21 protein-coding genes, 1 tRNA gene and 1 pseudogene are annotated in these 23,551 nt (G+C 70.7%); 12 read left to right on the plus strand and 11 right to left on the minus strand.

Features of this window, described 5'->3' with window-relative positions; genetic code table 11:
* A partial coding sequence (locus tag E6U81_RS36550) for an ATP-dependent helicase C-terminal domain-containing protein (RefSeq protein WP_276615841.1) occupies nt 1-1,470 on the plus strand: 1,470 nt, incomplete at its 5' end.
* Here E6U81_RS36550 and E6U81_RS36555 read toward each other — a convergent pair.
* The 3 genes from E6U81_RS36555 to E6U81_RS36565 form a co-directional block, all read right to left on the minus strand.
* Nucleotides 1,460-2,452, minus strand: coding sequence for a DUF3068 domain-containing protein (locus tag E6U81_RS36555; protein WP_136234311.1), 993 nt, complete (start codon nt 2,450-2,452; stop codon nt 1,460-1,462). The two genes, E6U81_RS36550 and E6U81_RS36555, sit on opposite strands and share 11 nt — an antisense overlap.
* Nucleotides 2,453-2,466: 14 nt before the next feature.
* Nucleotides 2,467-2,607, minus strand: a complete 141-nt coding sequence (locus E6U81_RS36560; protein ID WP_136234312.1) for an SPW_0924 family protein — start codon at nt 2,605-2,607, stop codon at nt 2,467-2,469.
* Nucleotides 2,608-2,726: 119 nt separating this feature from the next.
* Nucleotides 2,727-3,983 carry a lytic murein transglycosylase gene (locus tag E6U81_RS36565; RefSeq protein WP_136234313.1) on the minus strand — a complete coding sequence of 419 codons (1,257 nt, stop codon included), beginning with the start codon at nt 3,981-3,983 and terminating at the stop codon, nt 2,727-2,729.
* A 184-nt stretch (nt 3,984-4,167) separates the two neighbouring features.
* Between E6U81_RS36565 and E6U81_RS36570 the strand changes: the two genes are divergently transcribed.
* Nucleotides 4,168-5,037, plus strand: coding sequence for a DUF4184 family protein (locus tag E6U81_RS36570; protein WP_136234314.1), 870 nt, complete (start codon nt 4,168-4,170; stop codon nt 5,035-5,037).
* A gap of 40 nt (nt 5,038-5,077) precedes the next feature.
* Here E6U81_RS36570 and polA read toward each other — a convergent pair whose 3' ends face one another.
* Entirely contained in the window at nt 5,078-7,801 is a 2,724-nt protein-coding gene (polA, locus tag E6U81_RS36575; RefSeq protein ID WP_136234315.1) for a DNA polymerase I, read from the minus strand.
* Nucleotides 7,802-8,000: 199 nt separating this feature from the next.
* On the opposite strand from polA, the gene E6U81_RS36580 reads away from it, so the two are divergent.
* Nucleotides 8,001-10,271, plus strand: coding sequence for an FdhF/YdeP family oxidoreductase (locus E6U81_RS36580; RefSeq protein ID WP_136234316.1), 2,271 nt, complete (start codon nt 8,001-8,003; stop codon nt 10,269-10,271).
* Nucleotides 10,272-10,325: 54 nt separating this feature from the next.
* On the plus strand, nt 10,326-10,820 hold the full coding sequence (locus E6U81_RS36585) for a hotdog fold thioesterase (protein WP_136234317.1): 495 nt from the start codon (nt 10,326-10,328) through the stop codon (nt 10,818-10,820).
* A 48-nt stretch (nt 10,821-10,868) separates the two neighbouring features.
* Here E6U81_RS36585 and E6U81_RS40295 read toward each other — a convergent pair whose 3' ends face one another.
* Nucleotides 10,869-11,042, minus strand: a complete 174-nt coding sequence (locus E6U81_RS40295) for a hypothetical protein (RefSeq protein ID WP_168714846.1) — start codon at nt 11,040-11,042, stop codon at nt 10,869-10,871.
* A 239-nt stretch (nt 11,043-11,281) separates the two neighbouring features.
* Between E6U81_RS40295 and E6U81_RS36590 the strand changes: the two genes are divergently transcribed.
* The 6 genes from E6U81_RS36590 to E6U81_RS36615 all read left to right on the plus strand — a co-directional run bounded on the left by E6U81_RS36590 (nt 11,282) and on the right by E6U81_RS36615 (nt 18,012).
* The gene (locus E6U81_RS36590) at nt 11,282-11,683 is read left to right on the plus strand and encodes a hypothetical protein (protein ID WP_136234318.1); all 402 of its coding nucleotides are present in this window, start codon (nt 11,282-11,284) and stop codon (nt 11,681-11,683) included.
* Nucleotides 11,684-12,223: 540 nt separating this feature from the next.
* Nucleotides 12,224-13,456, plus strand: coding sequence for a branched-chain amino acid ABC transporter substrate-binding protein (locus tag E6U81_RS36595; RefSeq protein WP_136234319.1), 1,233 nt, complete (start codon nt 12,224-12,226; stop codon nt 13,454-13,456).
* A gap of 116 nt (nt 13,457-13,572) precedes the next feature.
* A complete protein-coding gene (locus tag E6U81_RS36600; RefSeq protein WP_030664890.1) occupies nt 13,573-14,505 on the plus strand; it encodes a branched-chain amino acid ABC transporter permease in 933 nt (310 codons plus the stop codon).
* Between the two features lie 5 nt (nt 14,506-14,510).
* Nucleotides 14,511-16,241, plus strand: a complete 1,731-nt coding sequence (locus E6U81_RS36605) for a branched-chain amino acid ABC transporter permease (protein ID WP_136234320.1) — start codon at nt 14,511-14,513, stop codon at nt 16,239-16,241.
* Between the two features lie 5 nt (nt 16,242-16,246).
* Nucleotides 16,247-17,299 carry an ABC transporter ATP-binding protein gene (locus E6U81_RS36610; protein WP_136234333.1) on the plus strand — a complete coding sequence of 351 codons (1,053 nt, stop codon included), beginning with the start codon at nt 16,247-16,249 and terminating at the stop codon, nt 17,297-17,299.
* Entirely contained in the window at nt 17,296-18,012 is a 717-nt protein-coding gene (locus E6U81_RS36615) for an ABC transporter ATP-binding protein (protein WP_136234321.1), read from the plus strand. The genes E6U81_RS36610 and E6U81_RS36615 overlap by 4 nt, the downstream gene beginning before the upstream one ends.
* A 71-nt stretch (nt 18,013-18,083) precedes the next feature.
* Here E6U81_RS36615 and E6U81_RS36620 read toward each other — a convergent pair whose 3' ends face one another.
* A complete protein-coding gene (locus tag E6U81_RS36620; protein ID WP_206310114.1) occupies nt 18,084-18,737 on the minus strand; it encodes a response regulator in 654 nt (217 codons plus the stop codon).
* Between the two features lie 98 nt (nt 18,738-18,835).
* Here E6U81_RS36620 and E6U81_RS36625 point away from each other — a divergent pair.
* Together E6U81_RS36625 and E6U81_RS36630 are read left to right on the plus strand one after the other, a co-directional pair.
* Nucleotides 18,836-18,910: transfer RNA gene (locus tag E6U81_RS36625), tRNA-Leu, on the plus strand.
* A gap of 109 nt (nt 18,911-19,019) precedes the next feature.
* A pseudogene (locus tag E6U81_RS36630) lies at nt 19,020-19,764 on the plus strand (helix-turn-helix domain-containing protein).
* On the opposite strand, the gene E6U81_RS36635 reads toward E6U81_RS36630, so the two are convergent.
* From E6U81_RS36635 to E6U81_RS36655, 5 genes are all read right to left on the minus strand, one after another.
* The gene (locus tag E6U81_RS36635) at nt 19,761-19,946 is read right to left on the minus strand and encodes a hypothetical protein (protein ID WP_136234323.1); all 186 of its coding nucleotides are present in this window, start codon (nt 19,944-19,946) and stop codon (nt 19,761-19,763) included. The pseudogene E6U81_RS36630 and the gene E6U81_RS36635 overlap by 4 nt on opposite strands.
* Nucleotides 19,943-20,527, minus strand: a complete 585-nt coding sequence (locus E6U81_RS36640) for a GNAT family N-acetyltransferase (protein ID WP_136234324.1) — start codon at nt 20,525-20,527, stop codon at nt 19,943-19,945. Before E6U81_RS36640 ends, E6U81_RS36635 begins: the two co-directional genes overlap by 4 nt.
* 50 nt (nt 20,528-20,577) lie before the next feature.
* Nucleotides 20,578-21,036, minus strand: a complete 459-nt coding sequence (locus tag E6U81_RS36645; RefSeq protein ID WP_136234325.1) for a MarR family transcriptional regulator — start codon at nt 21,034-21,036, stop codon at nt 20,578-20,580.
* Nucleotides 21,037-21,156: 120 nt separating this feature from the next.
* A complete protein-coding gene (gene pyk / locus E6U81_RS36650) occupies nt 21,157-22,584 on the minus strand; it encodes a pyruvate kinase (RefSeq protein WP_136234326.1) in 1,428 nt (475 codons plus the stop codon).
* A gap of 145 nt (nt 22,585-22,729) precedes the next feature.
* A complete protein-coding gene (locus E6U81_RS36655) occupies nt 22,730-23,434 on the minus strand; it encodes an SIMPL domain-containing protein (protein ID WP_136234327.1) in 705 nt (234 codons plus the stop codon).
* Nucleotides 23,435-23,551 lie beyond the last annotated feature (117 nt).

The raw sequence follows: 23,551 nt of genomic DNA on the forward strand, positions 1-23,551 counted from the left end.
TGCAGCCCGAGCCGGGCCATCCGCAGCCCGCGCGGGCTGCGGATGGCCCGGCTCGGGCTGCACCCGCGGCTGGCTCGGGCCCTGCTGGACGGCGGCGCCGCGCTCGGCGCCCGCCGGGCGGCCGAGGTGGTCGCGCTGCTGAGCGAGGAGCCGCCCCGGGAGTACGGGGACGACCTGGCGGCGGCCTGGCGGCGGGCCCGCGCGGGCGGCGACGCGTACGCCACCCGCTGGCGCGGGGAGGTCCGCCGCCTGTCCCGTGCCGTAGCCCCTGCGGGGAGCACGCCTGAAACCGAGCACGAGAGCGCGGCCCCGGGACACGCGCCCGGAACCGGGGACGCGGAGCCCGGCTCCGGAGCCGGGGCCGGAGGCTCCGCCCCGGGCGCCCGCGCCTCGAACGCCGGCGGACCCGGACGCGCCCCGTCGGCGATTTCAGCCCCTCCGGCGTTCGAGGAGCGGGGTCCGGGGCGGAGCCCCGGCGGCGTCGCACCCGACGACCTCGCGGCCGGGCTGATCGCCGCCCTCGCGTTCCCCGAGCGGGTCGCCCGGGCCAAGGCAGCGACGGCGTTCCTCATGGCTTCCGGGACCGGGGCGGAGCTCGGGGACGGCTCGGGCCTGCGCAACGCGCCCTGGCTGGCCGTCGCCGTCGCCGACCGGCCCCCGCACTCCGCCTCCGCACGGATCCGGCTCGCCGCGGTCGTCGACGAGGACACCGCCCTGGCCGCCGCCGCCCACCTGCGCACCGACGCCGAGGAGGTGCACTGGGAGGACGGGGACGTGGTCGCCCGCGCGGCGCAGCGGCTCGGCGCGGTCGAACTGGCCGTGCGCCCCCTGCGCACCCCCGATCCGGCGCTCGTACGGGCGGCCCTGATCGAAGGGCTGCGCGCCGAGGGGCTGGACCTGCTGCGCTGGTCCCCGGACGCGCGGGCGCTGCGGGCCCGCCTCGGCTTCCTGCACCGGACGCTCGGCGGCGCGTGGCCCGAGGTGGAAGCGGACGGGGTGCTCCTGGAGCGGGCCGACGACTGGCTGGAACCCGAGCTGTCCCGGGCCCGGCGGCGCGCGGACCTGGCCCGGATCGACGCAGGCCAGGCCCTGAACCGGCTGCTGCCGTGGGCCACCGGGGAGGCGGCGCGGCTGGACGAGCTGGCCCCGGAACGTCTGGAGGTGCCCAGCGGGTCCCGGATCCGGCTGGACTACTCCGCCGAGCACGGGCAGCCGGTGCTCGCGGTGAAGCTCCAGGAGCTGTTCGGACTGGCCGAGACCCCGCGGGTGGCGGGGGTTCCCGTACTCGTCCACCTGCTGTCGCCGGCGGGGCGTCCGGCCGCCGTCACCGCCGACCTGGCCTCCTTCTGGCAGGGCGGCTACCGCGCCGTCCGGGCGGAGCTGCGCGGCCGCTATCCCAAACACCCCTGGCCGGAGGACCCGGCCACGGCCGAGCCCACCCGCCACACCAACGCCCGGCTCAGGCGCTGACCCCGTCCTGCGGGACGCGCTCGTCGTCCCGTACGCGGCGGCCGCGGGCCTCCAGCCACAGCGCCAGCCCGAGCAGGGCGAGGCCGCCGGCGGCCAGGCCGGCCGGGGCGTAGGTGTGCAGCGCGAGGACCTTGGCCCGGTTCGCCTTGACCAGGGCGACGGTGTAGTCGGAGTAGTCCTCGCGCATGGTGACGTGCCCGGCGAAGGCGGTGAGCCTGCCGTCGGGGCCGCCCGAGGCGATGCCGCCGCGCATCTCCTGCTGGATGTCCTGTTCGGCGTTGACGGGCGCCCCGGTCACCGGGTCGACCCAGAAGCGCACCTTGGCGGTGTACCAGAGGGTGGTGCCGGTGGCCGCCTCGATCGTGGCGGGGTCGATGCCCTCGATCGGCATCTTCTTCGGCATGGCCACCTTGGTCCAGGGGATGGTCTGCTCGAAGTAGTGGACGTCCATGCCCTTGAAGCGGCGCGGTCCGACGTAGTGGATCGGCGAGGAGGTGCGGGTCTGGGCGTCGAAGTAGAGGTAGTCGCGCGGTTCGGCGAAGAAGGGCCATTTGAACTCGATGCCCTGGCGCTGGACCGCGTCGCCGTCGACCATCTCCCCGGTGGCGTGCACCGGGTCCTGGGTGTGGGCGTCGAAGATGTAGCGCTCCGGGATCTGGGAGACCATCTTGCCGTCCGGGCCGATGATGTAGGACAGCGTGTCCCAGACGACGACGTCCTTGCCGGCACTGGCCTCGATCTCCCGGGAGGCCTCCACGTTGCCCTTGAGGGTCTGGACGATCGTGACCTTGTCGACCTTCTTGGGCTGCATGCCGCCGGCGTAGTCGAGGAGGGTCGCGTCCTTCGCCTCCAGGACCATCTCCTGGTACTGGTTCGGCGGGATCTTCGCGAGTCGCGGGTACGCGTACCAGCGCAGCAGCGGCGCGAGGGCTGCGCAGAACACGGCTAGGGCCAGCAGGACAAGGCTCGCTCTGCGTCGCACGGCCGGGCCCTCCTCTACTTTCCGGGCGCGGGGGGCGCGGTGGTGAGCAGGGGCTTGGGTGAGGTCTCGCCTTCGGGCACCCCGAACGCCGTGACGGCGAACACGAGGGCCAGCGCGGCCGCGAGGCCGATGACGGCGGCGACGAATGCGCGCATGCCGGGGCTCCGAAATCTGATGAGGCGTCAGAGAGGGGGCACCGTAGCAACGCGGGGGCGAGATGAGAACCGTCTCGCCCCCGCCCGCGGGCCGCGACCGCGGGACCGCCCGTCGGGCCCTACGGAACGCGCGTCGCCGTCGGGCTCGGCGCGGGAGCGGAGCCGGGCTTCGCCGAGGCCGTGGGGCTGGGAGTGGGTGTGGGCGCGGGCGTGGGCCGGGCGCCGGTGGTCGGGCTCGGGGAAGGGTTCGGGGCCGGGCTTCCCGTCGGGGTGGGGGTGGGCGTCGGAGTCGGCGTCGGATCCGGCGTGGGGGTAGGGGTAGGGGTCGGCGTCGGTGCGGGGGTCGGCGTCGGCTTCGGATCGGGCGTCGGCGTGGGTGTCGGCGTGGGGGTGGGCTCGGGCGTGGGGGTCGGTGTCGGCTTCGGGTCCGGTGCGGGGGTCGGGCTCGGCCTGGGCGTCGGGGCCGGGGGCGGGGTGGGCCTCGGGGACGGCGTCGCGGGCGCGGGCGTGCCGCCGGTGTCCGGGACCTCGTGCGTGCCCTTGAGGTAGTACGTGAACCAGGACCGGACCGTCCGCAGGTACTCCGTGGAGCGGTTGTAGGAGAGCACCGCCCGGTCCAGGTCCGCCTCCGCCCGCAGGTCCCGGGTGCCCGCGCACAGGTAGCGGGCGGCCGCGAGGGCCGCGTCGTGCACGTTGTTCGGGTTGCGGCGCCCGTCGCCGTCCGCGTCCTGGCCCCAGGCCGCCCACGTGGAGGGGATGAACTGCATCGGCCCGACCGCCCGGTCGTAGCGCGCGTCGCCGTCGTAGGCGCCGCCGTCGGTGTCCCGGATGTTCGCGAAGCCGTTGCCGTCGAGCACCGGTCCGAGGATCGGCCGCAGGGTGGTCCCCGCCGCGTCCACCTGGCCGCCCCGCGCCTGTCCGGACTCCACCTTGCCGATGGCGGCCAGGAGTTGCCAGCGCAGTCCGCAGCCGGGGTCGCTCCTCCCCACGGCCTGCTCCGCCCGCCGGTACGCCGCGAGCACGCTCGCCGGTATCCCCTGCGCCCCTTCCCCCGGCCCGGTCCCGACCGGGCCGGAGGGCTGTTCGGGCTGCGCCGCCGGGTCCGTGCCCGCCGTCGGCGCAGTCCCCTCCGGCAGCAGCACCGCCGGCGGCTGCGGGCTTGCCAGCGGGGGCAGTTCGGTGAAGTAGGCCGAATCGCCGCCGCTCGCGTCGGCGGGGAGCGGTCCGTCCGCGGCGTTCCCGCCGGCCGCGGACGGCGCGTCCGGGCCGACGCGCGCGGGACCCCGCGAAGCGGTCAGTGCGGCGACCGTCAGCGCGCAGACCAGCGCGGCCGTGGTCCCCCTGCGCAGCCTGCGGCCGAATATCCGAGACGACATGAGCCGGACCCCTCCCCCTCGACGTCCGCGTGACCCTACGTCAGCTCCCTGCAATGGGCACGCACCACGGGCCGGAATTCACCGGATCCCCACGTCCTCAAGCAGGTCACGCATACTGTCGGGACCCTTCGGGCGCATTGGCCCGAAGTAGGGAACGACCACAGCAACATCCAGAAGAGGTGCCATGCCGTTCACTCTCAGCCATGCGGCGGCCGTACTTCCGGCCATCCGCCGGACGGGCCGTGCACGGGGTCCCCTCGTCGCCTCCGCGATGGTCCTCGGCTCCTTCGCGCCGGACACCTTCTACTTCACGGACGCGGTCGTCGAGGGCTTCATGGCGTACGGGAGCGTCACGCACTCGCTGCTCGGGGTGTTCACGCTGGACGCGGTGCTCACCGCCGTCCTTGTGGGGTGCTGGCTGCTGCTGCGCGAGCCGCTCGTCGCGCTCCTGCCGGCCGACTGGCAGGGCAGGGTCCATGCCCTCCTGCGGGGCGAGGAGTGGCGCGCCGGCCGCCGACTGCCCGCGCTCGCCGCGTGGTTCTACGTTTCGGCGGTGGCCGGTTCGCTGACGCACGTGCTCTGGGACAGCTTCACGCACGGGGACCGGTGGGGATCGAACGCGCTGCCCTGGCTCGGCGAGCCCATCGCCTTCGGCTTCCCGCCCTACACCTTCCTCCAGTACGGCAGTTCGGCGATCGCGGCCTGCGCGCTGCTGTGGTTCACGGCCACCGCCCTGCGCCGGCTGCCGTCCTCCCCGGCGCCCGCGTCTGTGCCGGTGCTCGGCCGCGCGGAGTACTGGGGCGCACTGGCGTTGATCGCGGCGGGCGTCGCGGTCGGCGTGACCTTCCGCGTGATCCGCTTCTTCACCTTCTTCGACCGGATCCGTACGCCCCTCGACATCATTCCGACCGTCTGCTTCGGTGCGGGCGGCGGCCTGTGCGTGTCCCTGCTGGTCTACGGGGTCCTCGTCCGCCTGCGCCAGGGCCGCGGCCGCGACCGGCACCGCGGCGACCGCGCGGACGAGGAGACGCGAACGCCCGTCCCCACCGCCTGAGCGGACGGGGACGGGCGCTGCTCGCGCATCGTCACGCGGATCAGTGCGCGGCGGACTCCCAGTCCGTGCCGACACCCACCGACACGTCCAGCGGGGCGCGGAGCTCGACGGCGGCGCCCATCTCGCGGCGCACCAGCTCCTCCACCTGCTCGTGCTCGCCGGGGGCGATCTCCAGCACGATTTCGTCGTGGACCTGGAGCAGCATCCGCGACCGCAGGCCGGCCTCGGTGATCGCCTTGTCCACGCGCAGCATCGCGACCTTGACGATGTCGGCGGCGGTGCCCTGGATCGGGGCGTTGAGCGCCATCCGCTCGGCGGCTTCGCGGCGCTGGCGGTTGTCGCTGTTGAGGTCCGGCAGGTACCGGCGGCGGCCGAAGACCGTCGCCGTGTATCCGGTGGCCCGGGCCTCGTCCACCACGCGCTGGAGGTAGTCGCGGACCCCGCCGAAGCGCTCGAAGAAGGTCTCCATCAGGCCGCGCGCCTCGGCGGGCTCGATGCCCAGCTGCTGCGAGAGGCCGAAGGCGGACAGCCCGTAGGCCAGGCCGTAGGACATGGCCTTGATCTTGCGGCGCATCTCGGCGTCGACCTGGTCGCGCTCCACCCCGAACACCTGGGAGGCGACGGTGGTGTGCAGGTCCTCGCCGGTGGCGAACGCCTCGATCAGGCCCTCGTCCTCGGAGAGGTGGGCCATCACGCGCAGCTCGATCTGGCTGTAGTCGGCCGTCATCAGGGACTCGAAGCCCTCGCCGACGACGAAGCCGCGGCGGATGGCGCGCCCCTCGTCGGTGCGCACCGGCACGTTCTGCAGGTTCGGGTCGGTGGAGGACAGGCGGCCGGTCGCGGCGACGGTCTGGCTGAAGCTGGTGTGCACCCGGCCGTCGGCGGCGATGGTCTTGACCAGGCCCTCGACCGTGACGCGCAGCTTGGCCTGCTCCCGGTGCCGGAGCATGATCACCGGCAGTTCGTGGTCGGTCTGCGTCGCCAGCCAGGCCAGCGCGTCGGCGTCCGTGGTGTAGCCGGTCTTGGTCTTCTTCGTCTTCGGCAGGTCCAGCTCGCCGAAGAAGACCTCCTGGAGCTGCTTGGGCGAGCCGAGGTTGAACTCGTGGCCGACCGCCGCGTGCGCCTCCTTGACCGCCTGCTGCACGGCTCCCGCGAACTGCTGCTCCATGGCTTCCAGGTGGTCGCGGTCGGCGGCGATGCCGGCGCGCTCCATGCGGGCGAGCAGCTCTGAGGTCGGCAGCTCCATGTCGTGCAGCAGCTCCGCGGCGCCCACCTCGCTGAGCTTGCCGGTGAAGGCGTCACCCAGGTCCAGGACGGCGCGGGCCTGCGCCATCAGCGCCTCGGCCTCGGCCGTCTCGTCGGCGCCGAAGGCCAGCTGCCCGTCGGCGGCGGCGGGGGCCAGCTCACGGTGCAGGTACTCCGTCGACAGGGCGTCCAGGGCGAAGGAGCGCCGGCCCGGCTTGACCAGGTAGGCGGCGAGCGCGGTGTCCATGGTGACGCCGGCGAGGCTCCAGCCGTGCTCGGGGAAGACCCGCATCAGACCCTTGGCGTTGTGCACGACCTTGGGCCGGGCCGCATCGGCCGCCCAGGCCGCGAAGGCCCGCTCGTCGCTCTCGTCGAGCTCGGCCGGGGTGAACCAGGCGGCCGCACCCCCGGCGGCGGCCAGCGCGACCTCGGCGACGTTGCCCTGGCCCAGGGCCCAGCTGTCGACGGTCGCGACGCCCAGGGGTCCGCCCGCGTGGCTCTCCAGCCACGGCGCCAGCTCGCCCGCGCCCAGCACGGACGCGTCGAGCTCCACGCCGGCCGCGGGCGCCGGGGCGCTCTCCTGCTCGGCCGCACCCGGGTCCACGGCCAGCAGCCGCTCGCGCAGCGACGGGTTGCGGATCTCCAGCACGTCCAGCACACCGGTGACCGCGGACCGGTCGTACGGCAGGCGGCCCAGGTCGGCGGCGGACTTGGGCAGCTCCACGTCCTTGACCATCTCGGTCAGGACCCGGTTGAGCTTGACGGCCTCCAGGTGGTCCCGGAAGTTCTGCCCGGCCTTGCCCTTGACCTCCTCGGCGCGCTCCACGAGCTCCGCGAACGACCCGAACTGGGTGATCCACTTGGCGGCGGTCTTCTCACCGACGCCCGGAATGCCGGGGAGGTTGTCGGACGGATCGCCGCGCAGGGCCGCGAAGTCCGGGTACTGCTGCGGGGTGAGCCCGTACTTCTCCTCGACCTTCTCCGGCGTGAAGCGCGTCAGCTCCGAGACGCCCTTGGTCGGGTAGAGCACGGTCGTGTGCTCGGACACGAGCTGGAAGGAGTCCCGGTCGCCGGTGACGATCAGCACCTCGAAACCGAGGGCCTCCGCCTGCGTCGCCAGCGTCGCGATCACGTCGTCGGCCTCGAAGCCGTCGACGGCGAACCGCGGCACCTTCATCGCGTCGAGGAGCTCGCCGATCAGCTCGACCTGTCCCTTGAACTCGTCGGGCGTCTTGGAACGGTTCGCCTTGTACTCGGGGAACTCCGTCGAACGCCACGTCTTGCGGGACACGTCGAACGCCACCGCGAAGTGCGTGGGCGCCTCGTCGCGCAGCGTGTTCGCCAGCATCGACGCGAAGCCGTAGATGGCGTTCGTCGGCTGCCCCGTCGCGGTCGTGAAGTTCTCCGCGGGCAGCGCGAAGAACGCCCGGTACGCCAGGGAGTGCCCGTCCATGAGCATCAGGCGGGGGCGGTCCGCTGCGGTCGTCTGGTCCGTCTTCTTCGATGCTGAATCTGCCACGTCCCCGATCCTAGGCGCCCCCACCGACAATTCCGGCCCGTCGCCTCCCCCGGCGCATCCGCCCCACCGGACGCCCCCGGCGCACCCGGCCGGGCGCCGCGAGCACCGGACCGCCCTCCCCGAACCCCGTGGGTCGTGCAAGGATCGAAGTACGCGGCCACCCGTGCTGCACCCGTACGTACGCTCGAAGGGGAGCGCGATGGCGACCAAGCCGCCCACAGGTGATCCGGTACAGGACGCACCGCAGGTCACACCGCCCAAGCACGCGGCGGCCGGCCTTCCGGCGATCGGCCACACCCTGCGCATCGCACAGGAGCAGATGGGCCTGGCCCGCACCGCCCGCACCCTCCTGAAGGTCAACCAGAAGGACGGCTTCGACTGCCCCGGCTGCGCCTGGCCCGAGGGCGACAAGCGGCACACCGCCGAATTCTGCGAGAACGGCGCCAAGGCCGTCGCGGAGGAGGCCACCCTGCGCCGGGTCACCCCCGAGTTCTTCGCCGCGCACCCCCTGGCCGACCTGGCCACCCGCTCCGGCTACTGGCTGGGCCAGCAGGGCCGCATCACCCGGCCGATGTACCTCCCCGAGGGCGGCGACCGCTACGAGCCGATCAGCTGGGAGCGCGCCTTCGCCGTCATCGCGGAGGAACTGACCGCGCTCGGCTCCCCCGACGAGGCCCTCTTCTACACCTCGGGCCGCACCAGCAACGAGGCCGCGTTCCTCTTCCAGCTCTTCGCCCGCGAGTTCGGCACCAACAACCTGCCCGACTGCTCCAACATGTGCCACGAGTCCTCGGGCTCCGCACTCACCGAGACCATCGGCATCGGCAAGGGCAGCGTCTCCCTCGAAGACCTCCACCAGGCCGACCTGATCATCGTCGCCGGCCAGAACCCGGGAACCAACCACCCGCGCATGCTCTCCGCCCTGGAGAAGGCCAAGACCGCCGGCGCGAAGATCATCTCGGTGAACCCGCTGCCCGAGGCCGGCATGGAGCGGTTCAAGAACCCGCAGACCCCCCTCGGCATGCTCCGGGGCACCGCCCTCAACGACCTCTTCCTGCAGATCCGCATCGGCGGCGACCAGGCCCTCTTCCGCCTCCTGAACAAGCTCGTCATCGAGACGGAGGGCGCCACCGACGAGGCGTTCATCCACGAGCACACCCACGGCTACGAGGACCTCGCGGCCGCCGCCAAGGAAGCTGACTGGGACGAGACCCTCACGGCCACCGGCCTGACCCGCCCCGAGATCGAGCGCGCCCTCGCCATGGTCCTGGCGTCGAAGCGCACCATCGTCTGCTGGGCCATGGGCCTCACCCAGCACAAGCACGCCGTCGCCACCATCCGCGAGGTCGTCAACCTCCTGCTGCTGCGCGGGAACATCGGCCGCCCCGGCGCCGGCGTCTGCCCCGTCCGCGGCCACTCCAACGTCCAGGGCGACCGCACCATGGGCATCTTCGAACGGCCGGCGCCCGCCTTCCTCGACGCCCTCGACAAGGAATTCGGCATCACCTCGCCGCGCGGCCACGGCTACGACGTGGTCCGATCCATCCAGGCGATGCGCGACGGCCACGCCAAGGTCCTCTTCGCCATGGGCGGCAATTTCGTCGGCGCCACCCCCGACACCGAGGTCACCGAGGCCGCGATCCGCCGCACCGCCCTGACCGTCCACGTCTCCACCAAGCTCAACCGCTCCCACGCGGTCACCGGCCGGCGCGCCCTGATCCTGCCCACCCTCGGCCGCACGGACAAGGACGTCCAGGCCTCCGGCCGGCAGTTCGTCACCGTCGAGGACTCCATGGGCATGGTCCACGCCTCCCGCGGCAACCTCGCCCCCGCCTCCCCGCACCTGCTCTCCGAGCCCGCGATCGTGGCCCGGATGGCCCGCGCCGTCCTCGGCCCCGCCTCCGCCACCCCGTGGGAGGACTTCGAGCGCGACTACGCCGCCGTCCGCGACCGGATCTCCCGCGTGGTCCCCGGCTTCGAGGACTTCAACGCCCGCGCCGCCCGCCCCGAGGGCTTCCGGCTGCCGCACGCCCCGCGCGACGAACGCCGCTTCCCGACCAGGACCGGCAAGGCGAACTTCACCGCCGCTCCCGTCGAGTACCCCCGCGTCCCGCCCGGCCGGCTGCTCCTGCAGACCCTGCGCAGCCACGACCAGTACAACACCACGATCTACGGCCTCGACGACCGCTACCGCGGCATCACCGGCGGCCGCCGCGTCGTCATGGTCCACCCCGCCGACGCCGCGGAGCTCGGCCTCGCCGACGGCTCGTACACCGACCTGGTGAGCGAGTGGAAGGACGGCGTGGAACGGCGCGCACCCGGATTCCGCGTCGTGCACTACCCGACCGCCCGCGGCTGCGCCGCCGCGTACTACCCCGAGACGAACGTGCTGGTCCCGCTCGACTCGACCGCGGACACCAGCAATACCCCGGCCAGCAAGTCCGTCGTCGTGCGCTTCGAACCCTCCTGATAGAACGACCTCAGGAAAAGAAGGTTAACGAGCGTTGACGAACGGAGCCTGACCATGGGTGAGCAGCAGCACGCAGTGAAGTTCCCGCAGGAGGTCCTCGACGAGTACGCGGCCCTGGGCATCGACCTGCCCGCGCTGTTCTCGGCCGGAGACCTCGGCGAGCGCATGGACATCCGCATCCTGGAGGCCTCGGCCGCCCGCGTCGTCGGCACCATGCCCGTCAAGGGCAACACCCAGCCCTACGGACTGCTGCACGGCGGGGCCTCCGCCGTACTGGCCGAGACCCTCGGCTCGATCGGCGCGATGATGCACGGCGGCATCAGCAAGATCGCCGTCGGCGTGGACCTGAACTGCACCCACCACCGGGGCGCCCGCAGCGGCATCGTCACCGGCGTCGCCACCCCGGTCCACCGCGGCCGCTCGACGACCACCTTCGAGATCGTCATCACCGACGAGCAGGACAAGCGGATCTGCACCGCCCGCCTGACCTGCCTGCTGCGCGACGTCGACCAGGTCGCCGGCGGCGCCGAGGCCCACTCCCAGGCCTGACGCGGCCCGTACGGCCCCGACGAACGGGCCCCGGCCCGCCGCCGGGGCTCAGCCCGGCCCCTCCCGGCCGGCCCGCGAACGCCCGTGCACCTCGCGCACCGCCGACGCCGCCTCCCGGCGCACCGCCGCGTCGGGGTGCCCGAGGAACCGCTCGACGACCGGCAGCGCCGCCCGGTCGCCGGCGCACCCGAGGACGGGCAGGACGTACTCCAGGAGCAGCACCTCGAAGCCGTCCGCACCGGCGGCCGGCGGCGACGACTTCCGGACAGCTGTCGCTGTTGCCCGCGTCGGGGGGCGGCCGGCTCCCGCCAGGCCGACCCGATCAAGGCCGTTGCGCTCGGACGTCCGCTCATGGAGCGAGCGGGGAGGCGCCGGCCGCCCAACAGCCCGGAATCCGCCAGTCCGCACGCTTCGCGGTGACATCTGTTGTCTCACCGGTGGTCACCGCCTACCGTCCCCCCATGGGGACCATGCCACGCACGGCCCGGTACGCCGCCCACACCCTTCTCGCGGCGCTCGCCCTGACCGGCTGCTCATCCTCCGCGCCATCCTCCGCGGCGGGCTCCGCGAGCCCCTCCGCCCCCACCCCCGCCTCCCCCGTACAGGTGTGCACGAGCCTCGTGTCCTACTGGGCGAAGGAGACCCTGCTGGGCACCACGTGGTCCGGCCTCGACTGGGAGCAGAAGGGTCTGTCCAACGATCAGTACGCGATCCACGAGGACGCGGTGGCCGCAGGGCGCACGGAGGAGCTAACTGCCGGTCGGGACAAGGCACTTGAGCTGATCGACCACTTCGTGGCGCAGCGCTGCGCCGAACAGGGCGGCGCGACCCGCAGCTCGGAGAACTGGCGCACCCCGATGTGACCGTCGTCACCGCATTCCGAGCATGCTGTCCGGCTACCGGGCAGATGCCTCCGCGGGGTCGAACCGCAGGTGGGAGACCCTGCCACCACAGAGACAAGATCGTTCACAGTCCCGACACAATGCCGCAATCATCACTCTGCGTAATTCCCCGGACGGCTCGAATCCACCTTTTCCCTTGGGAATGACCACCCGGAGGATTGTTTCGGGCACGCGCAGCCACATTCGGCTCAATTTGATCTAAGACAGGTGCATGGAGGCCTCAAGCCCCTTAGAGGAACTGCGATTTCTCACCATGCGGACGATCTCAAGGGTGCCTAAATGTCCGTTTTGTTTAAACTCCCACCACACATTCTTGGCCTTGGCATAACAAGAGCGTCACATCCTCCTTTCCCGCCTCCCGGTGCTCGCCACCTCGGCCCTAGAGTCACGGCCAGTCACCGCGCCGCAGGGCGCGAATCAGCACGGCCGTGGACCTCTCCAGTGCGGCCCGGCGACCCAACGGCACCTCGACAGAGGGCTGCGCCAGGGAAAGGAAGAATCGTGCGACACCGTTCTTTGCTCATCCTCACCACCGTGATCACCACGGGAGCACTGACCCTCACCGCTTGCGGATCGCGCGACGGAGGCTCCAAGGACAACAGCGGCGGCAAGAAGACCGTCGTCGTCATCGGCGTCGACGCCCCGCTCACCGGTTCCCTCTCCGCACTCGGTCAGGGCATCAAGAACTCCGTGGACCTCGCGGCCAAGACGGCCAACAAGAACAACGAGGTCCCCGGCATCGAGTTCAAGGTCGAGGCCCTCGACGACCAGGCCGTCCCGGCCTCCGGCCAGGCCAACGCCACCAAGCTCGTCGGCAACAAGGACGTCCTCGGCGTCGTCGGCCCCCTGAACTCGGGCGTCGCCCAGCAGATGCAGGGCGTCTTCGCCTCCGCCAAGCTGGCGCAGGTCTCCCCCGCCAACACCAACCCCGCGCTCAGCCAGGGCGACAACTGGGGCAAGGGCGAGTTCAAGCGCGGCTTCGACACCTACTTCCGCACCGCCGCCACCGACGTGGTCCAGGGCAAGTTCGCCGCCCAGTACCTCTTCAAGGACGCCGGCAAGAAGAAGGTCTTCATCGTCGACGACAAGCAGACCTACGGCGCCGGCCTCGCCGCCATCTTCGCCGACGAGTTCAAGAAGCTCGGCGGCGAGGTCGCCGGCACCGACCACGTCACCGTGAAGGAGACCGACTTCTCCTCCACCGCCGACAAGGTCAAGTCCTCCGGCGCCGACTCCGTCTACTTCGGCGGCCAGTACCCCGAGGGCGGCCTGCTCGCCGACCAGATCAAGAAGACCGGCGCCAACGTCCCGCTCATGGGCGGCGACGGCATCCAGGACCCCGCCTTCATCAGCGCCTCCGGTGAGGCCAACGAGGGCGACCTCGCCACCTCGATCGGCTACCCGGTCGAGAAGCTCGACACGGCCAAGAAGTTCATCGAGGACTACAAGGCCGAGGGCTACAAGGACCCGTACGCCGCCTACGGTGGCTACTCCTACGACGCCGGCTGGGCCGTCATCCAGGCCGTCAAGGCCGTCGTCGCCGCCAACAGCGGCAAGCTCCCCGACGACGCCCGCGCCAAGGTCGTCGAGGCTCTCGGCAAGGTCTCCTTCGAGGGCGTGACCGGCAAGGTCGCCTTCGACCAGTACGGCGACACCACCAACAAGCAGCTCACGGTCTACAAGGTCGAGGGCGGCAAGTGGGTCGACGTCAAGAGCGACACCTTCAACCAGTAAGCCGTAGCACCCAGCACCACCCGTAACACCCGCAACACCTGAACCAACGCCGCGCGAGGGCGCAAACAGTGCCCTCGCGCGGAGTCTTATCCGACACGCTCATCGGAGGCCCTGCGGTGCACGAACTGCCGCAACAGCTGGCCAACGGCCTGGCCCTCGGTGCTCTCTATGGCCTCATCGCCATCGGGTACACCATGGTCTACGGCATCGTCCAGCTCATCAACTTCGCCCACGGCGAGATCTTCATGATCGGCGGCTTCGGCGCGCTCACCGCCTACGCCATCCTCCCGACCGGCACCACCCTGCTGATCGCGATACCCGTCATGATCGTCGGCGGCGCCATCTGCTCCGTCGCCGTGGCATGCGCAGCCGAACGCTTCGCCTACCGCCCCCTGCGCAGCGCTCCCAGGCTCGCACCCCTCATCACCGCAATCGGCCTCTCGATCGCGCTCCAGCAGCTCGTGTGGCAGTTCTACCCGGACGCCAAGAAGGCAGTCAGCTTCCCCGAGTTCAAGGGAGCAGCCTTCAAGATCACCGACAGCCTCGCGATCCAGCGTGCGGACCTCTTCGTCCTCATCCTCGCCCCCCTCTGCATGCTCGCCCTCGGCGTCTTCGTCCAGAAGAGCCGCAGCGGCCGCGCCATGCAGGCCACCGCGCAGGACCCCGACACCGCCAAGCTGATGGGCATCAACACCGACCGCATCATCGTCATGGCCTTCGCCATCGGTGCCGCGTTCGCAGCCGTCGCAGCCGTCGCCTACGGCGTCGACAAGGGCCAGATCAACTTCGAGATGGGCTTCATCCTCGGCCTCAAGGCCTTCACCGCAGCCGTCCTCGGCGGCATCGGCAACATCTACGGAGCCATGGTCGGCGGCGTCGTCCTCGGACTCGCCGAAGCCCTCTCGATCGCCTACATCGAAGAGATCCCCGGCATGCAGCAGCTCGGCGGCGGAGCCTGGTCCAACGTCTGGGCCTTCGTACTCCTCATCGTCGTCCTCCTCGTGCGGCCCCAAGGCCTGCTCGGCCAGCGCGTCACGGATCGGGCGTGAGAACCATGACCACAGACACCACCCCGCAGACGCCGACGCAGACCCCGAAGACGGCACCCGCCCCCGCCGCGCTCCTCTACGCGATCGTCGGCGGCAGCCTCCTCACCATCGTCAGCGCCTTCCTCGCCTGGACGTGGACCGCCGACTTCCCCGGCGACCTCACCTTCTACGGCAGCCCGGCCGACCTGCAGTACATCACCCTGGCCGGAGCCGCCCTCACCCTCGTCCACGCGCTCTCCGCGCTCGGCGTCAAGGGCTTCACCTGGCTCACCCCGGCCGGCTCCCGCAAGCCCATCTGGTTCCTCGCCCTCGGCAACCTGGCCGCCACCTGGTTCACGGTCATCGCGATCACCGTCGTCCTCGGCGGCGTCGTCAACCTCGAACCCGGCGCCTACGTCGCCCTCGTCGGCTCCCTTGTCCCGGCCCTCGCCGCGTACAAGCTCCCCGACGACAGCCGCAAGGTGACCCCCGCCAAGAGCAAGCTGCCCAACTGGGCCGAGATCCTCATCATCACCGGCGTCTTCGCCCTCGGCCTCTTCGTCATCACCTTCGGCATCGACACCGATGACAAGGAACCGCAGCTCTTCGTCGCCTACCTGATCACGGTCGGCCTCGCGGCCCTCGCCCTGAACAAGTCGGGCCTCCTCGCCCGCTTCTCGGTCCTCACCGCGAACAACCGCCAGGTCACCCTCCTCGGCACCGCGGCCGCCGCGATCGCCTTCCCCTTCATCCAGCAGAGCGGCGACACCTACACGCTGATCGCGGTCAACATCCTGATCTTCGCGACCGTCGCCCTCGGCCTCAACATCGTCGTCGGCCTCGCCGGCCTCCTCGACCTCGGCTACGTCGCCTTCCTCGGCGTCGGCGCCTACGCCGCCGCCCTGGTCTCCGGCAGCACCGCCTCCGCCTTCGGCATCCACCTCCCCTTCTGGGCGGCGGTCATCGTCGGCGCCATCGTCTCGCTCATCTTCGGCGTGGTCATCGGTGCACCGACCCTCCGCCTGCGCGGCGACTACCTCGCCATCGTCACCCTCGGCTTCGGAGAAATCTTCCGCATCGCCATGGGCAACCTCGACGGCACCTCCGGCCCGGACGTCACCAACGGCCCGAACGGCATCCCGAACATCCCCCACCTCGAGATCTTCGGGTGGAACTTCGGCGAGTCCCACATCGTCGCCGGCATCGAACTCGGCGCCTACGCCAACTACTACTTCCTGATGCTGCTGGTCATGGCCCTGGTCGTCGTGGTCTTCGCCCGCGCCGGCAACAGCCGCATCGGCCGCGCCTGGGTCGCCATCCGCGAGGACGAGACCGCCGCCGAAGCCATGGGCATCAACGGCTTCAAGGTCAAGCTCATCGCCTTCGCCCTCGGCGCCACCCTCGCCGGCCTCGCCGGCACCGTCCAGGCACACGTCAACACCACGGTCGTCCCCGAGAACTACGTCTTCGCCGGGCCCGTCCCGCCGAACTCCGCGTTCCTTCTCGCCGCCGTCATCCTCGGCGGCATGGGCACCATCCGCGGCCCCATCCTCGGCGCCGCACTGCTCTTCCTGATCCCGGCGAAGCTGGCCTTCCTCCAGGACTACCAGCTCCTCGCGTTCGGCATCGCCCTCATCCTGCTCATGCGCTTCCGCCCTGAAGGCCTCATCGCCAACAAGCGCGCGCAGCTCGAGTTCCACGACGACACCGCTGACCAGGCCCCCACGGACCTGGCCACCGCCAAGGCGGGGGCGTGAACGACATGACGACCACCACGGACACCACCACCACCACGAAGACCACGGTCCTCGAAGCCAAGGGCGTCACCATGCGCTTCGGCGGCCTCACCGCCGTCAAGGGCGTCGACCTCCAGGTCAACGCGGGCGAGATCGTCGGACTCATCGGCCCCAACGGCGCCGGCAAGACCACCTTCTTCAACTGCCTCACCGGGCTGTACGTCCCCACCGAGGGCTCCGTCACCTACAAGGGCAAGGTCCTCCCGCCCAAGCCCCACCGGGTCACCGAGGCCGGCGTCGCCCGCACCTTCCAGAACATCCGGCTCTTCCACAACATGACGGTGATGGAGAACGTCCTCGTCGGACGCCACACCCGCACGAAGGAAGGCCTCTGGTCCGCCCTGCTGCGCGGCCCCGGCTTCAAGAAGGCCGAAGCCGCCAGCGAGGCACGCGCCATGGAACTCCTCGAGTTCATCGGCCTGGAGCACAAGGCCGACCACCTCGCGAAGAACCTCCCCTACGGCGAGCAGCGCAAGCTGGAGATCGCCCGCGCCCTCGCCAGCGACCCCGGCCTCATCCTCCTGGACGAGCCCACCGCCGGCATGAACCCGCAGGAGACCCGCGCCGCCGAAGAGCTCATCTTCGCGATCCGGGACATGGGCATCGCCGTACTCGTCATCGAGCACGACATGCGCTTCATCTTCAACCTGTGCGACCGCGTCGCCTGTCTCGTCCAGGGCGAGAAGCTCATCGAAGGCACCGCCTCCGAGGTCCAGGGCGACGAGCGCGTCATCGCGGCCTACCTCGGCACCCCCTTCGAGGGCGAGCCCGGAGCAGAGGAAGTCGCCGAGGTCGAGGCGGCCGAGGCCCACGCCGAAGCCGCGGCCGAGGCGGAGGCCGAGCCCGAGGCTGCGGCAGACGCCGACGCCGCGACCGAGACCGAGGTGGAAGCCGCGGCCGAGGACGAGGCCCCCGCGGCCGACTCGGACGACGCACCCGCCGCGGAAACGGACGCGAACGCCGAGGGCGACGCCGACAGCACCACCAGCACCACCAGCACGGAAGGAGAGGCCAAGTGACCGCACTGCTCAAGGTCGAGGACCTCAAGGTCGCCTACGGCAAGATCGAAGCCGTCAAGGGAATCTCCTTCGAGGTCAACGAAGGTGAAATCGTCTGCCTCGTCGGCACCAACGGCGCCGGCAAGACGACCACCCTCCGCACCCTCTCCGGGCTCCTGAAGCCCACCGCGGGAAGCGTCACCTTCGACGGCCAGCCGCTCATCGGCGTCCCCGCGCACAAGATCGTCGCCCTGAAGCTGGCGCACTCCCCCGAGGGCCGCCACATCTTCCCCCGGCTGACGATCGAGGAGAACCTCCAGCTCGGTGCCTTCCTGCGCACCGACAAGGACGGCATCGAGAAGGACATCCAGCGCGCCTACGACCTCTTCCCCATCCTGGGCGAGCGTCGCAAGCAGGCCGCCGGCACCCTCTCGGGCGGTGAGCAGCAGATGCTCGCCATGGGCCGCGCGCTCATGTGCCAGCCGAAGCTCCTCATGCTGGACGAGCCCTCCATGGGCCTCTCCCCGCTGATGATGCAGAAGATCATGTCGACCATCTCCGAGCTCAAGGCCTCGGGCATGACGATCCTGCTCGTCGAGCAGAACGCCCAGGCGGCGCTCTCCCTCGCCGACCAGGCCCACGTCATGGAGATCGGCAAGATCGTCCTCTCCGGCACCGGCCAGGACCTCCTCCACAACGAGGACGTCCGCAAGGCCTACCTCGGCGAGGACTGACACAACGTGTGAGGCCCGCCTCCCCTCGGGGGGAGGCGGGCCTCACGCATGTTCCGGGACGGACGCGGGAACTACTTCCCGCTCTCCTTCTTCTTCGCCTCGGCGTCCTCGATGACCACCTCGGCGACCTGCTGCATCGACATCCGGCGGTCCATGGAGGACTTCTGGATCCAGCGGAAGGCGGCGGGCTCGGTCAGCCCGTACTGCGTCTGCAGGATGCTCTTCGCCCGGTCCACCAGCTTGCGGGTCTCCAGCCGCTGCGAGAGGTCCGCGACCTCCAGCTCCAGCGCGCGCAGCTCGGCGAACCGGGACACGGCCATCTCGATGGCCGGCACCACGTCGCTCTTGCTGAACGGCTTCACCAGGTACGCCATGGCCCCGGCGTCCCGGGCCCGCTCGACGAGGTCGCGCTGCGAGAACGCCGTCAGCATCAGGACGGGGGCGATGGACTCCTGCGCGATCTTCTCGGCGGCGGAGATTCCGTCCAGGACGGGCATCTTCACGTCGAGGATGACCAGGTCGGGCCGGTGCTCGCGGGCGAGTTCGACGGCCGTCTGCCCGTCGCCGGCCTCGCCGACGACGGTGTAGCCCTCTTCTTCGAGCATCTCTTTGAGGTCGAGACGGATGAGCGCCTCGTCCTCGGCGATGACGACCCGGGTCGTCAGCGGCGGAACGTGCGACTGGTCGGCGTCGGGCGTGGGCGTCGACTCGTGCTCGGCGGTCACGGGGGGCTCCTTGATACGGGGCATTACTGCTCCCCCGAGCCTACCGACCTCCTGTAAGGTGGTGTCACGCAGGGTTCCCGTAATCCTTCGTTTCTTAGGCCCCAGTACTCCAACTGGTTAGAGAGGCCGCTCTCAAACAGCGGACAGTGTGGGTTCGAACCCCACCTGGGGCACCTTTCCTGGAATTCCAAGGTCACGCCTGCCTGACGGAGGGTCCCCCTTTCGGGGGAATACAGCGGAAAATGCAAGGGCGTCCGGACGGATTTGCACACTGTCGCCCATATGTACGATCTCGCAACTCGGCGGCAGGCGCTGTCTCTCCTGGATGACGGGCGCAGTCTGAATGCGGTCAGCCAGGAGATGGGGATATCCCGGGCCGCAATCCGGGCCTGGCGCGTGCGCATCGACCCTCTGCCTCGACTCAACCAGACTCAGCCGTGCGCTGGTCCGGCGGATCGAGCTGCGTACTCCTACCTCTCGGGCTCTACCTCGGTGACGGCTGCATCAGCTCCCATCCGAAGGGCGGCCACTACCTGCGTATCGCGTGTGCGGACGCCTGGCCCGGCCTGATCGAGCAATGCGGCGCAGCCATCGTGGCGGTTCGGCCGTCCGACAAGGTCTACGTGCTGCAGCGCCAAGGATGCGTCAACGTCACCAGCTACGGGCGGCACTGGACGTGCCTGTTTCCGCAGCACGGGCCGGGCAGGAAGCACGAGCGGCGGATCGTCCTCGAAGGCTGGCAGCAGGAGATCGTCGACGCCCACCCCTGGGAGTTCGTCCGGGGGCTGATCCACTCCGACGGGTGTCGGATCACCAACTGGACCGTCCGCAACGGCAAGCGCTACGAGTACCCGCGGTACTTCTTCACCAACAAATCCGACGACATCCGCAAGCTCTGTACCGACACCCTCACCGCGCTCGGCGTCGAGTGGACGATCCCGGCCCGCGGAAGCGACCGTTGAACGTGTCCGTTGCCCGCAAGGACTCCGTCGCGCTGATGGACGCCCACATCGGGCCGAAGCACTAGGGCGCCGCGTAACAGCGGACGGCGACGCCGGTGCGGGCGCTCCACAGGGCGGGGGCCGCGTCGTCCGGGCCGCTGTGGGAAAGCGCGATGCGGCGGGCGACGCTGGGGTGGAGTTCGGCCACCCAGGCGCGGACGCAGTGGGTGAGGTCCTGTTGCGTGCGGTGCCGGACGCTCGTGATCACGGGCGGGGTTCCGGGTCGGTGGCGAGGCGGGCGTGGAGGTGTTCGTCGTGGTGGCGGCCGTCGCCGAAGAGGTGGGATGCGCGGAGGGTGCCTTCGGGGAGGTAGCCGCAGCGCTCTGCCACGCGGCAGGAGGCTTCGTTGCCGGTGGCGTGGGCGATCTCGATGCGGCGGGCGTCGGCGGTGTGGAAGCCCCAGGTCGTGACGGCCCTGGTGGCGCGGCTGGCCAGGCCGCGGCCGCGGGCGTGCGGGAGGAACCAGTAGCCGATCATGGCCTGGCCGTCGGCCCGGTCGGTCCAGCGGAGGTTGACGGTGCCGAGCAGGGTGCCGTCGGTGGCGTCCAGGGCGGCGAAGGCGGCGCCGACTCCGCGGTCCCAGCCGTCCTCGCGGGCTTCGAGCCAGGCCTGGGCGGCTTGGTGGTCGGCGGTGGCGAGGGGGTTCCAGAGGGCGATCGTGGGGTCGGCCGCGGCGGCGATGAGGTCGTCCAGGCGCTCGGGTCCTGCGGGCTTGCGGCCCCAGGGGTGGAGGGTTGCGTCTCCGAGGTCGAGCGTGGTGCGGACGAACGTCCGGGTGGAGGTGCTCATGGGCTCTTCCTACTGGGCCGCCGGGCCTGTCGCCAGCCGTTTTCCGGTGGTTACGGCAGGTCGCCGTCGCCGCCGAGGTTGGCGACGATGCGGCGCAGTACGTCGATGGTGGCGGCGTATGCGGCGTCGTCGATGCCTTCTCGCATCCTCGCATGGACCTTGGCGTTGCGGTCGTGGGCGCGGAGGCGGCCTGCCTCGCCGGCTTCCGTCAGCGTGAGGCGGCCGTCGGTCTCGGTGAGCCAGCCGCGGGCAGTGAGGTCGGCGTAGAGGGCTTCGAAGTCGGTGTGCTGGTCGTCGTAGGGGGCGAGCTTCGCGGTGAGGGCGGGGCGGGTCCATTGGGCGGGTGCGCCGGCGACGTGGTTGAGGGTCCACCAGTGGGGCTGGGTGAGGTCCTCCTCGGCGAGGGCGGTGCGCAGGCCGCCGATGACGAGGCCTGCGGCGGTGCGGCTCCAGTGGCCGATGGGCTGGGCGGCGAGCTGCTCCTGGGTGTACTGCTTGGTGGTGGTCATGGGTGTGACCGTAGGACCTCAAGTGGACTTGGGGTCAAGGGTCGTTTCGGCTGGTGGCCGGGTGGCGCTCCGGTGGCACCGGGCGCACCGCGCCGGGCGGGCCGGCGCGGTGGGGCGGGGTCAGCGGACCGCGTCGCCGATGTGGTGGATGCGGACGAGGTTGGTGGATCCGGTGACGCCGGGGGGTGAGCCGGCGGTGATGACGACGACGTCGCCGGTGACGCAGCGGCCGATGCGCAGGAGTTCTTCTTCGACCTGGGCGACCATGGCGTCGGTGGAGTCGACGTGGGGGCCGAGGAAGGTTTCGACGCCCCAGGTGAGGTTGAGCTGGGAGCGGGTGGCGGGGTCGGGGGTGAAGGCGAGGAGGGGGATGGGTGAGCGGTAGCGGGAGAGTCGGCGGACGGTGTCGCCGCTCTGGGTGAAGGCGACGAGGAATTTGGCGTCGAGGAAGTCGCCCATTTCGGCGGCTGCGCGGGCGACGGCTCCGCCTTGGGTGCGGGGCTTGTTGCGGTCGGTGAGGGGCGGGAGGCCCTTGGCGAGGATGTCTTCTTCGGCGGCTTCGACGATGCGGGACATGGTGCGGACGGTTTCGACGGGGTATTTGCCGACGCTGGTTTCGCCGGAGAGCATGACGGCGTCGGTGCCGTCGATGACGGCGTTGGCGACGTCGGAGGCTTCGGCGCGGGTGGGCCGGGAGTTGTCGATCATCGAGTCGAGCATCTGGGTGGCGACGATGACGGGTTTGGCGTTGCGCTTGGCGAGTTTGACGGCGCGCTTTTGGACGATGGGGACTTGTTCCAGGGGCATTTCGACGCCGAGGTCGCCGCGGGCGACCATGATGCCGTCGAAGGCGGCGACGATGTCGTCGATGTTGTCGACGGCCTGGGGCTTTTCGATCTTGGCGATGACGGGGAGGCGGCGGCCTTCTTCGTCCATGACGCGGTGGACGTCGTCGATGTCGCGGCCGCTGCGGACGAAGGAGAGGGCGATGACGTCGGCGCCGGTGCGCAGGGCCCAGCGGAGGTCTTCGATGTCCTTGTCGGAGAGGGCGGGGACGGAGACGGCTACGCCGGGGAGGTTGAGGCCTTTGTGGTCGGAGACCATGCCGCCTTCGATGACGCGGGTGCGGACGCGGGGTCCGTCGACGCCGGTGACTTCGAGGGTGACGCGGCCGTCGTCGACGAGGATGCGTTCGCCGGTGGTGACGTCTGCGGCGAGTCCTTTGTAGGTGGTGCCGCAGGTGTGGCGGTCGCCTTCGTGGTCTTCGACGGTGATGGTGAATTCGTCGCCGCGTTCAAGGAGTACGGGTCCTTCGCGGAAGCGGCCGAGGCGGATCTTCGGGCCTTGAAGGTCGGCGAGGATGCCGACGCTGCGGCCGGTCTCGTCGGAGGCCTTGCGTACGCGTTGGTAGCGCTCCTCGTGTTCGGCGTAGGTGCCGTGGCTGAGGTTGAGGCGGGCGATGTCCATTCCGGCTTCGACCAGTGCTTTGATCTGGTCGTATGAGTCGGTGGCGGGGCCCAGGGTACATACGATTTTCGCTCGGCGCATGGGGCGAGCCTATTCCCCTACCAACGGGTAGGTAATCGCTTCCCGGTGACCACTCAACAACCGTTGGGCAAAAGGTTGTTGACAAGTGTTGAATGTGCGTGGGGGTGCTCTGATGAGCACCCCCGGGGCCCTCTTTATCCGCGTTTCAGAGTTGGGGCGGGGTCATGGTGAAGCGGGCGTTCACCTGGGCGTGGACGGTCTGGCGCTGGGGTTCGAGGTCGAGCGGCGGGGGGCCGGCGTCCTCGGTGGCGCTGAAGGCCATGGTGCGCATGCCGGAGCCGCCGGGGGCCTGGGCGAAGGGGGCGGCGTTCTCGGCTCCGAGGTCGGCGAGTTCGACGAGGGCGGCGAGGCGGGCGCCGAGGGCTTCGGCGTATTCGCGGGCGCGCTGGACGGCTTCGAGCACGGCTTGGCGGCGGGCTTCGCCGTGGGCGGGTGAGGTGGGGCGCAGGGCCCACCAGGGGCCGTCGACCTGGGTGAGTTCGAGGTCGGCGAGGCGGGTGGTGAGTTCGCCGAGGGTGGTGAAGTCGCTGAGTTCGGCGGTGATGTGGACGCGGCCGTGGTAGGCGCGGACGCGTTCGGCCCGGCCGTGGCGGGTGAGTTCGGGAGTGATGGAGAGGGCGCCGGTTTCGAGCTTTTCGACGGGGTCGCCGTAGCTCTTGATGAGGTCGAGGACGGTGTTGTTGCGGCGGGTGAGGTCTTCGAGTGCGGTGCGGCGGTCGGTGCCGCGGGCGCTGACGGTGATGCCGATGCGGGCGATCTCGGGGTCGACTTCGAGGCGGGCTTCGCCGCGGACTGCGACGCGGGGTACTTCGGGGGTGCCGTAGGGCTGGTGCGATGCGTCCTGGGTCATGGATTCACTCTCGCACTGTCGCCCGTTCGGGTGTGGTCACCGGATCGAAACCTGACGGGGGTGTTGCGGCTTGTTACCAGTGGGTCAGAATCTACGCGCGTTGTTCAGGCCTCAAAA

The sequence above is a fragment of the Streptomyces sp. A0592 genome (assembly GCF_004795115.1).
Lineage (GTDB): Bacteria > Actinomycetota > Actinomycetes > Streptomycetales > Streptomycetaceae > Streptomyces > Streptomyces erythrochromogenes.

What these genes read in the sequence shown, in the direction of transcription:
- E6U81_RS36560 (WP_136234312.1), bottom strand. Translation starts at nt 2,607, where the DNA reads ATGCGCGCATTCGTCGCCGCCGTCATCGGCCTCGCGGCCGCGCTGGCC.
- E6U81_RS36565 (WP_136234313.1), bottom strand. Translation starts at nt 3,983, where the DNA reads ATGTCGTCTCGGATATTCGGCCGCAGGCTGCGCAGGGGGACCACGGCC.
- E6U81_RS36570 (WP_136234314.1), top strand. Translation starts at nt 4,168, where the DNA reads ATGCCGTTCACTCTCAGCCATGCGGCGGCCGTACTTCCGGCCATCCGC.
- E6U81_RS36580 (WP_136234316.1), top strand. Translation starts at nt 8,001, where the DNA reads ATGGCGACCAAGCCGCCCACAGGTGATCCGGTACAGGACGCACCGCAG.
- E6U81_RS36585 (WP_136234317.1), top strand. Translation starts at nt 10,326, where the DNA reads ATGGGTGAGCAGCAGCACGCAGTGAAGTTCCCGCAGGAGGTCCTCGAC.
- E6U81_RS36590 (WP_136234318.1), top strand. Translation starts at nt 11,282, where the DNA reads ATGGGGACCATGCCACGCACGGCCCGGTACGCCGCCCACACCCTTCTC.
- E6U81_RS36605 (WP_136234320.1), top strand. Translation starts at nt 14,511, where the DNA reads ATGACCACAGACACCACCCCGCAGACGCCGACGCAGACCCCGAAGACG.
- E6U81_RS36610 (WP_136234333.1), top strand. Translation starts at nt 16,247, where the DNA reads ATGACGACCACCACGGACACCACCACCACCACGAAGACCACGGTCCTC.
- E6U81_RS36640 (WP_136234324.1), bottom strand. Translation starts at nt 20,527, where the DNA reads ATGAGCACCTCCACCCGGACGTTCGTCCGCACCACGCTCGACCTCGGA.
- E6U81_RS36645 (WP_136234325.1), bottom strand. Translation starts at nt 21,036, where the DNA reads ATGACCACCACCAAGCAGTACACCCAGGAGCAGCTCGCCGCCCAGCCC.
- pyk (WP_136234326.1), bottom strand. Translation starts at nt 22,584, where the DNA reads ATGCGCCGAGCGAAAATCGTATGTACCCTGGGCCCCGCCACCGACTCA.
- E6U81_RS36655 (WP_136234327.1), bottom strand. Translation starts at nt 23,434, where the DNA reads ATGACCCAGGACGCATCGCACCAGCCCTACGGCACCCCCGAAGTACCC.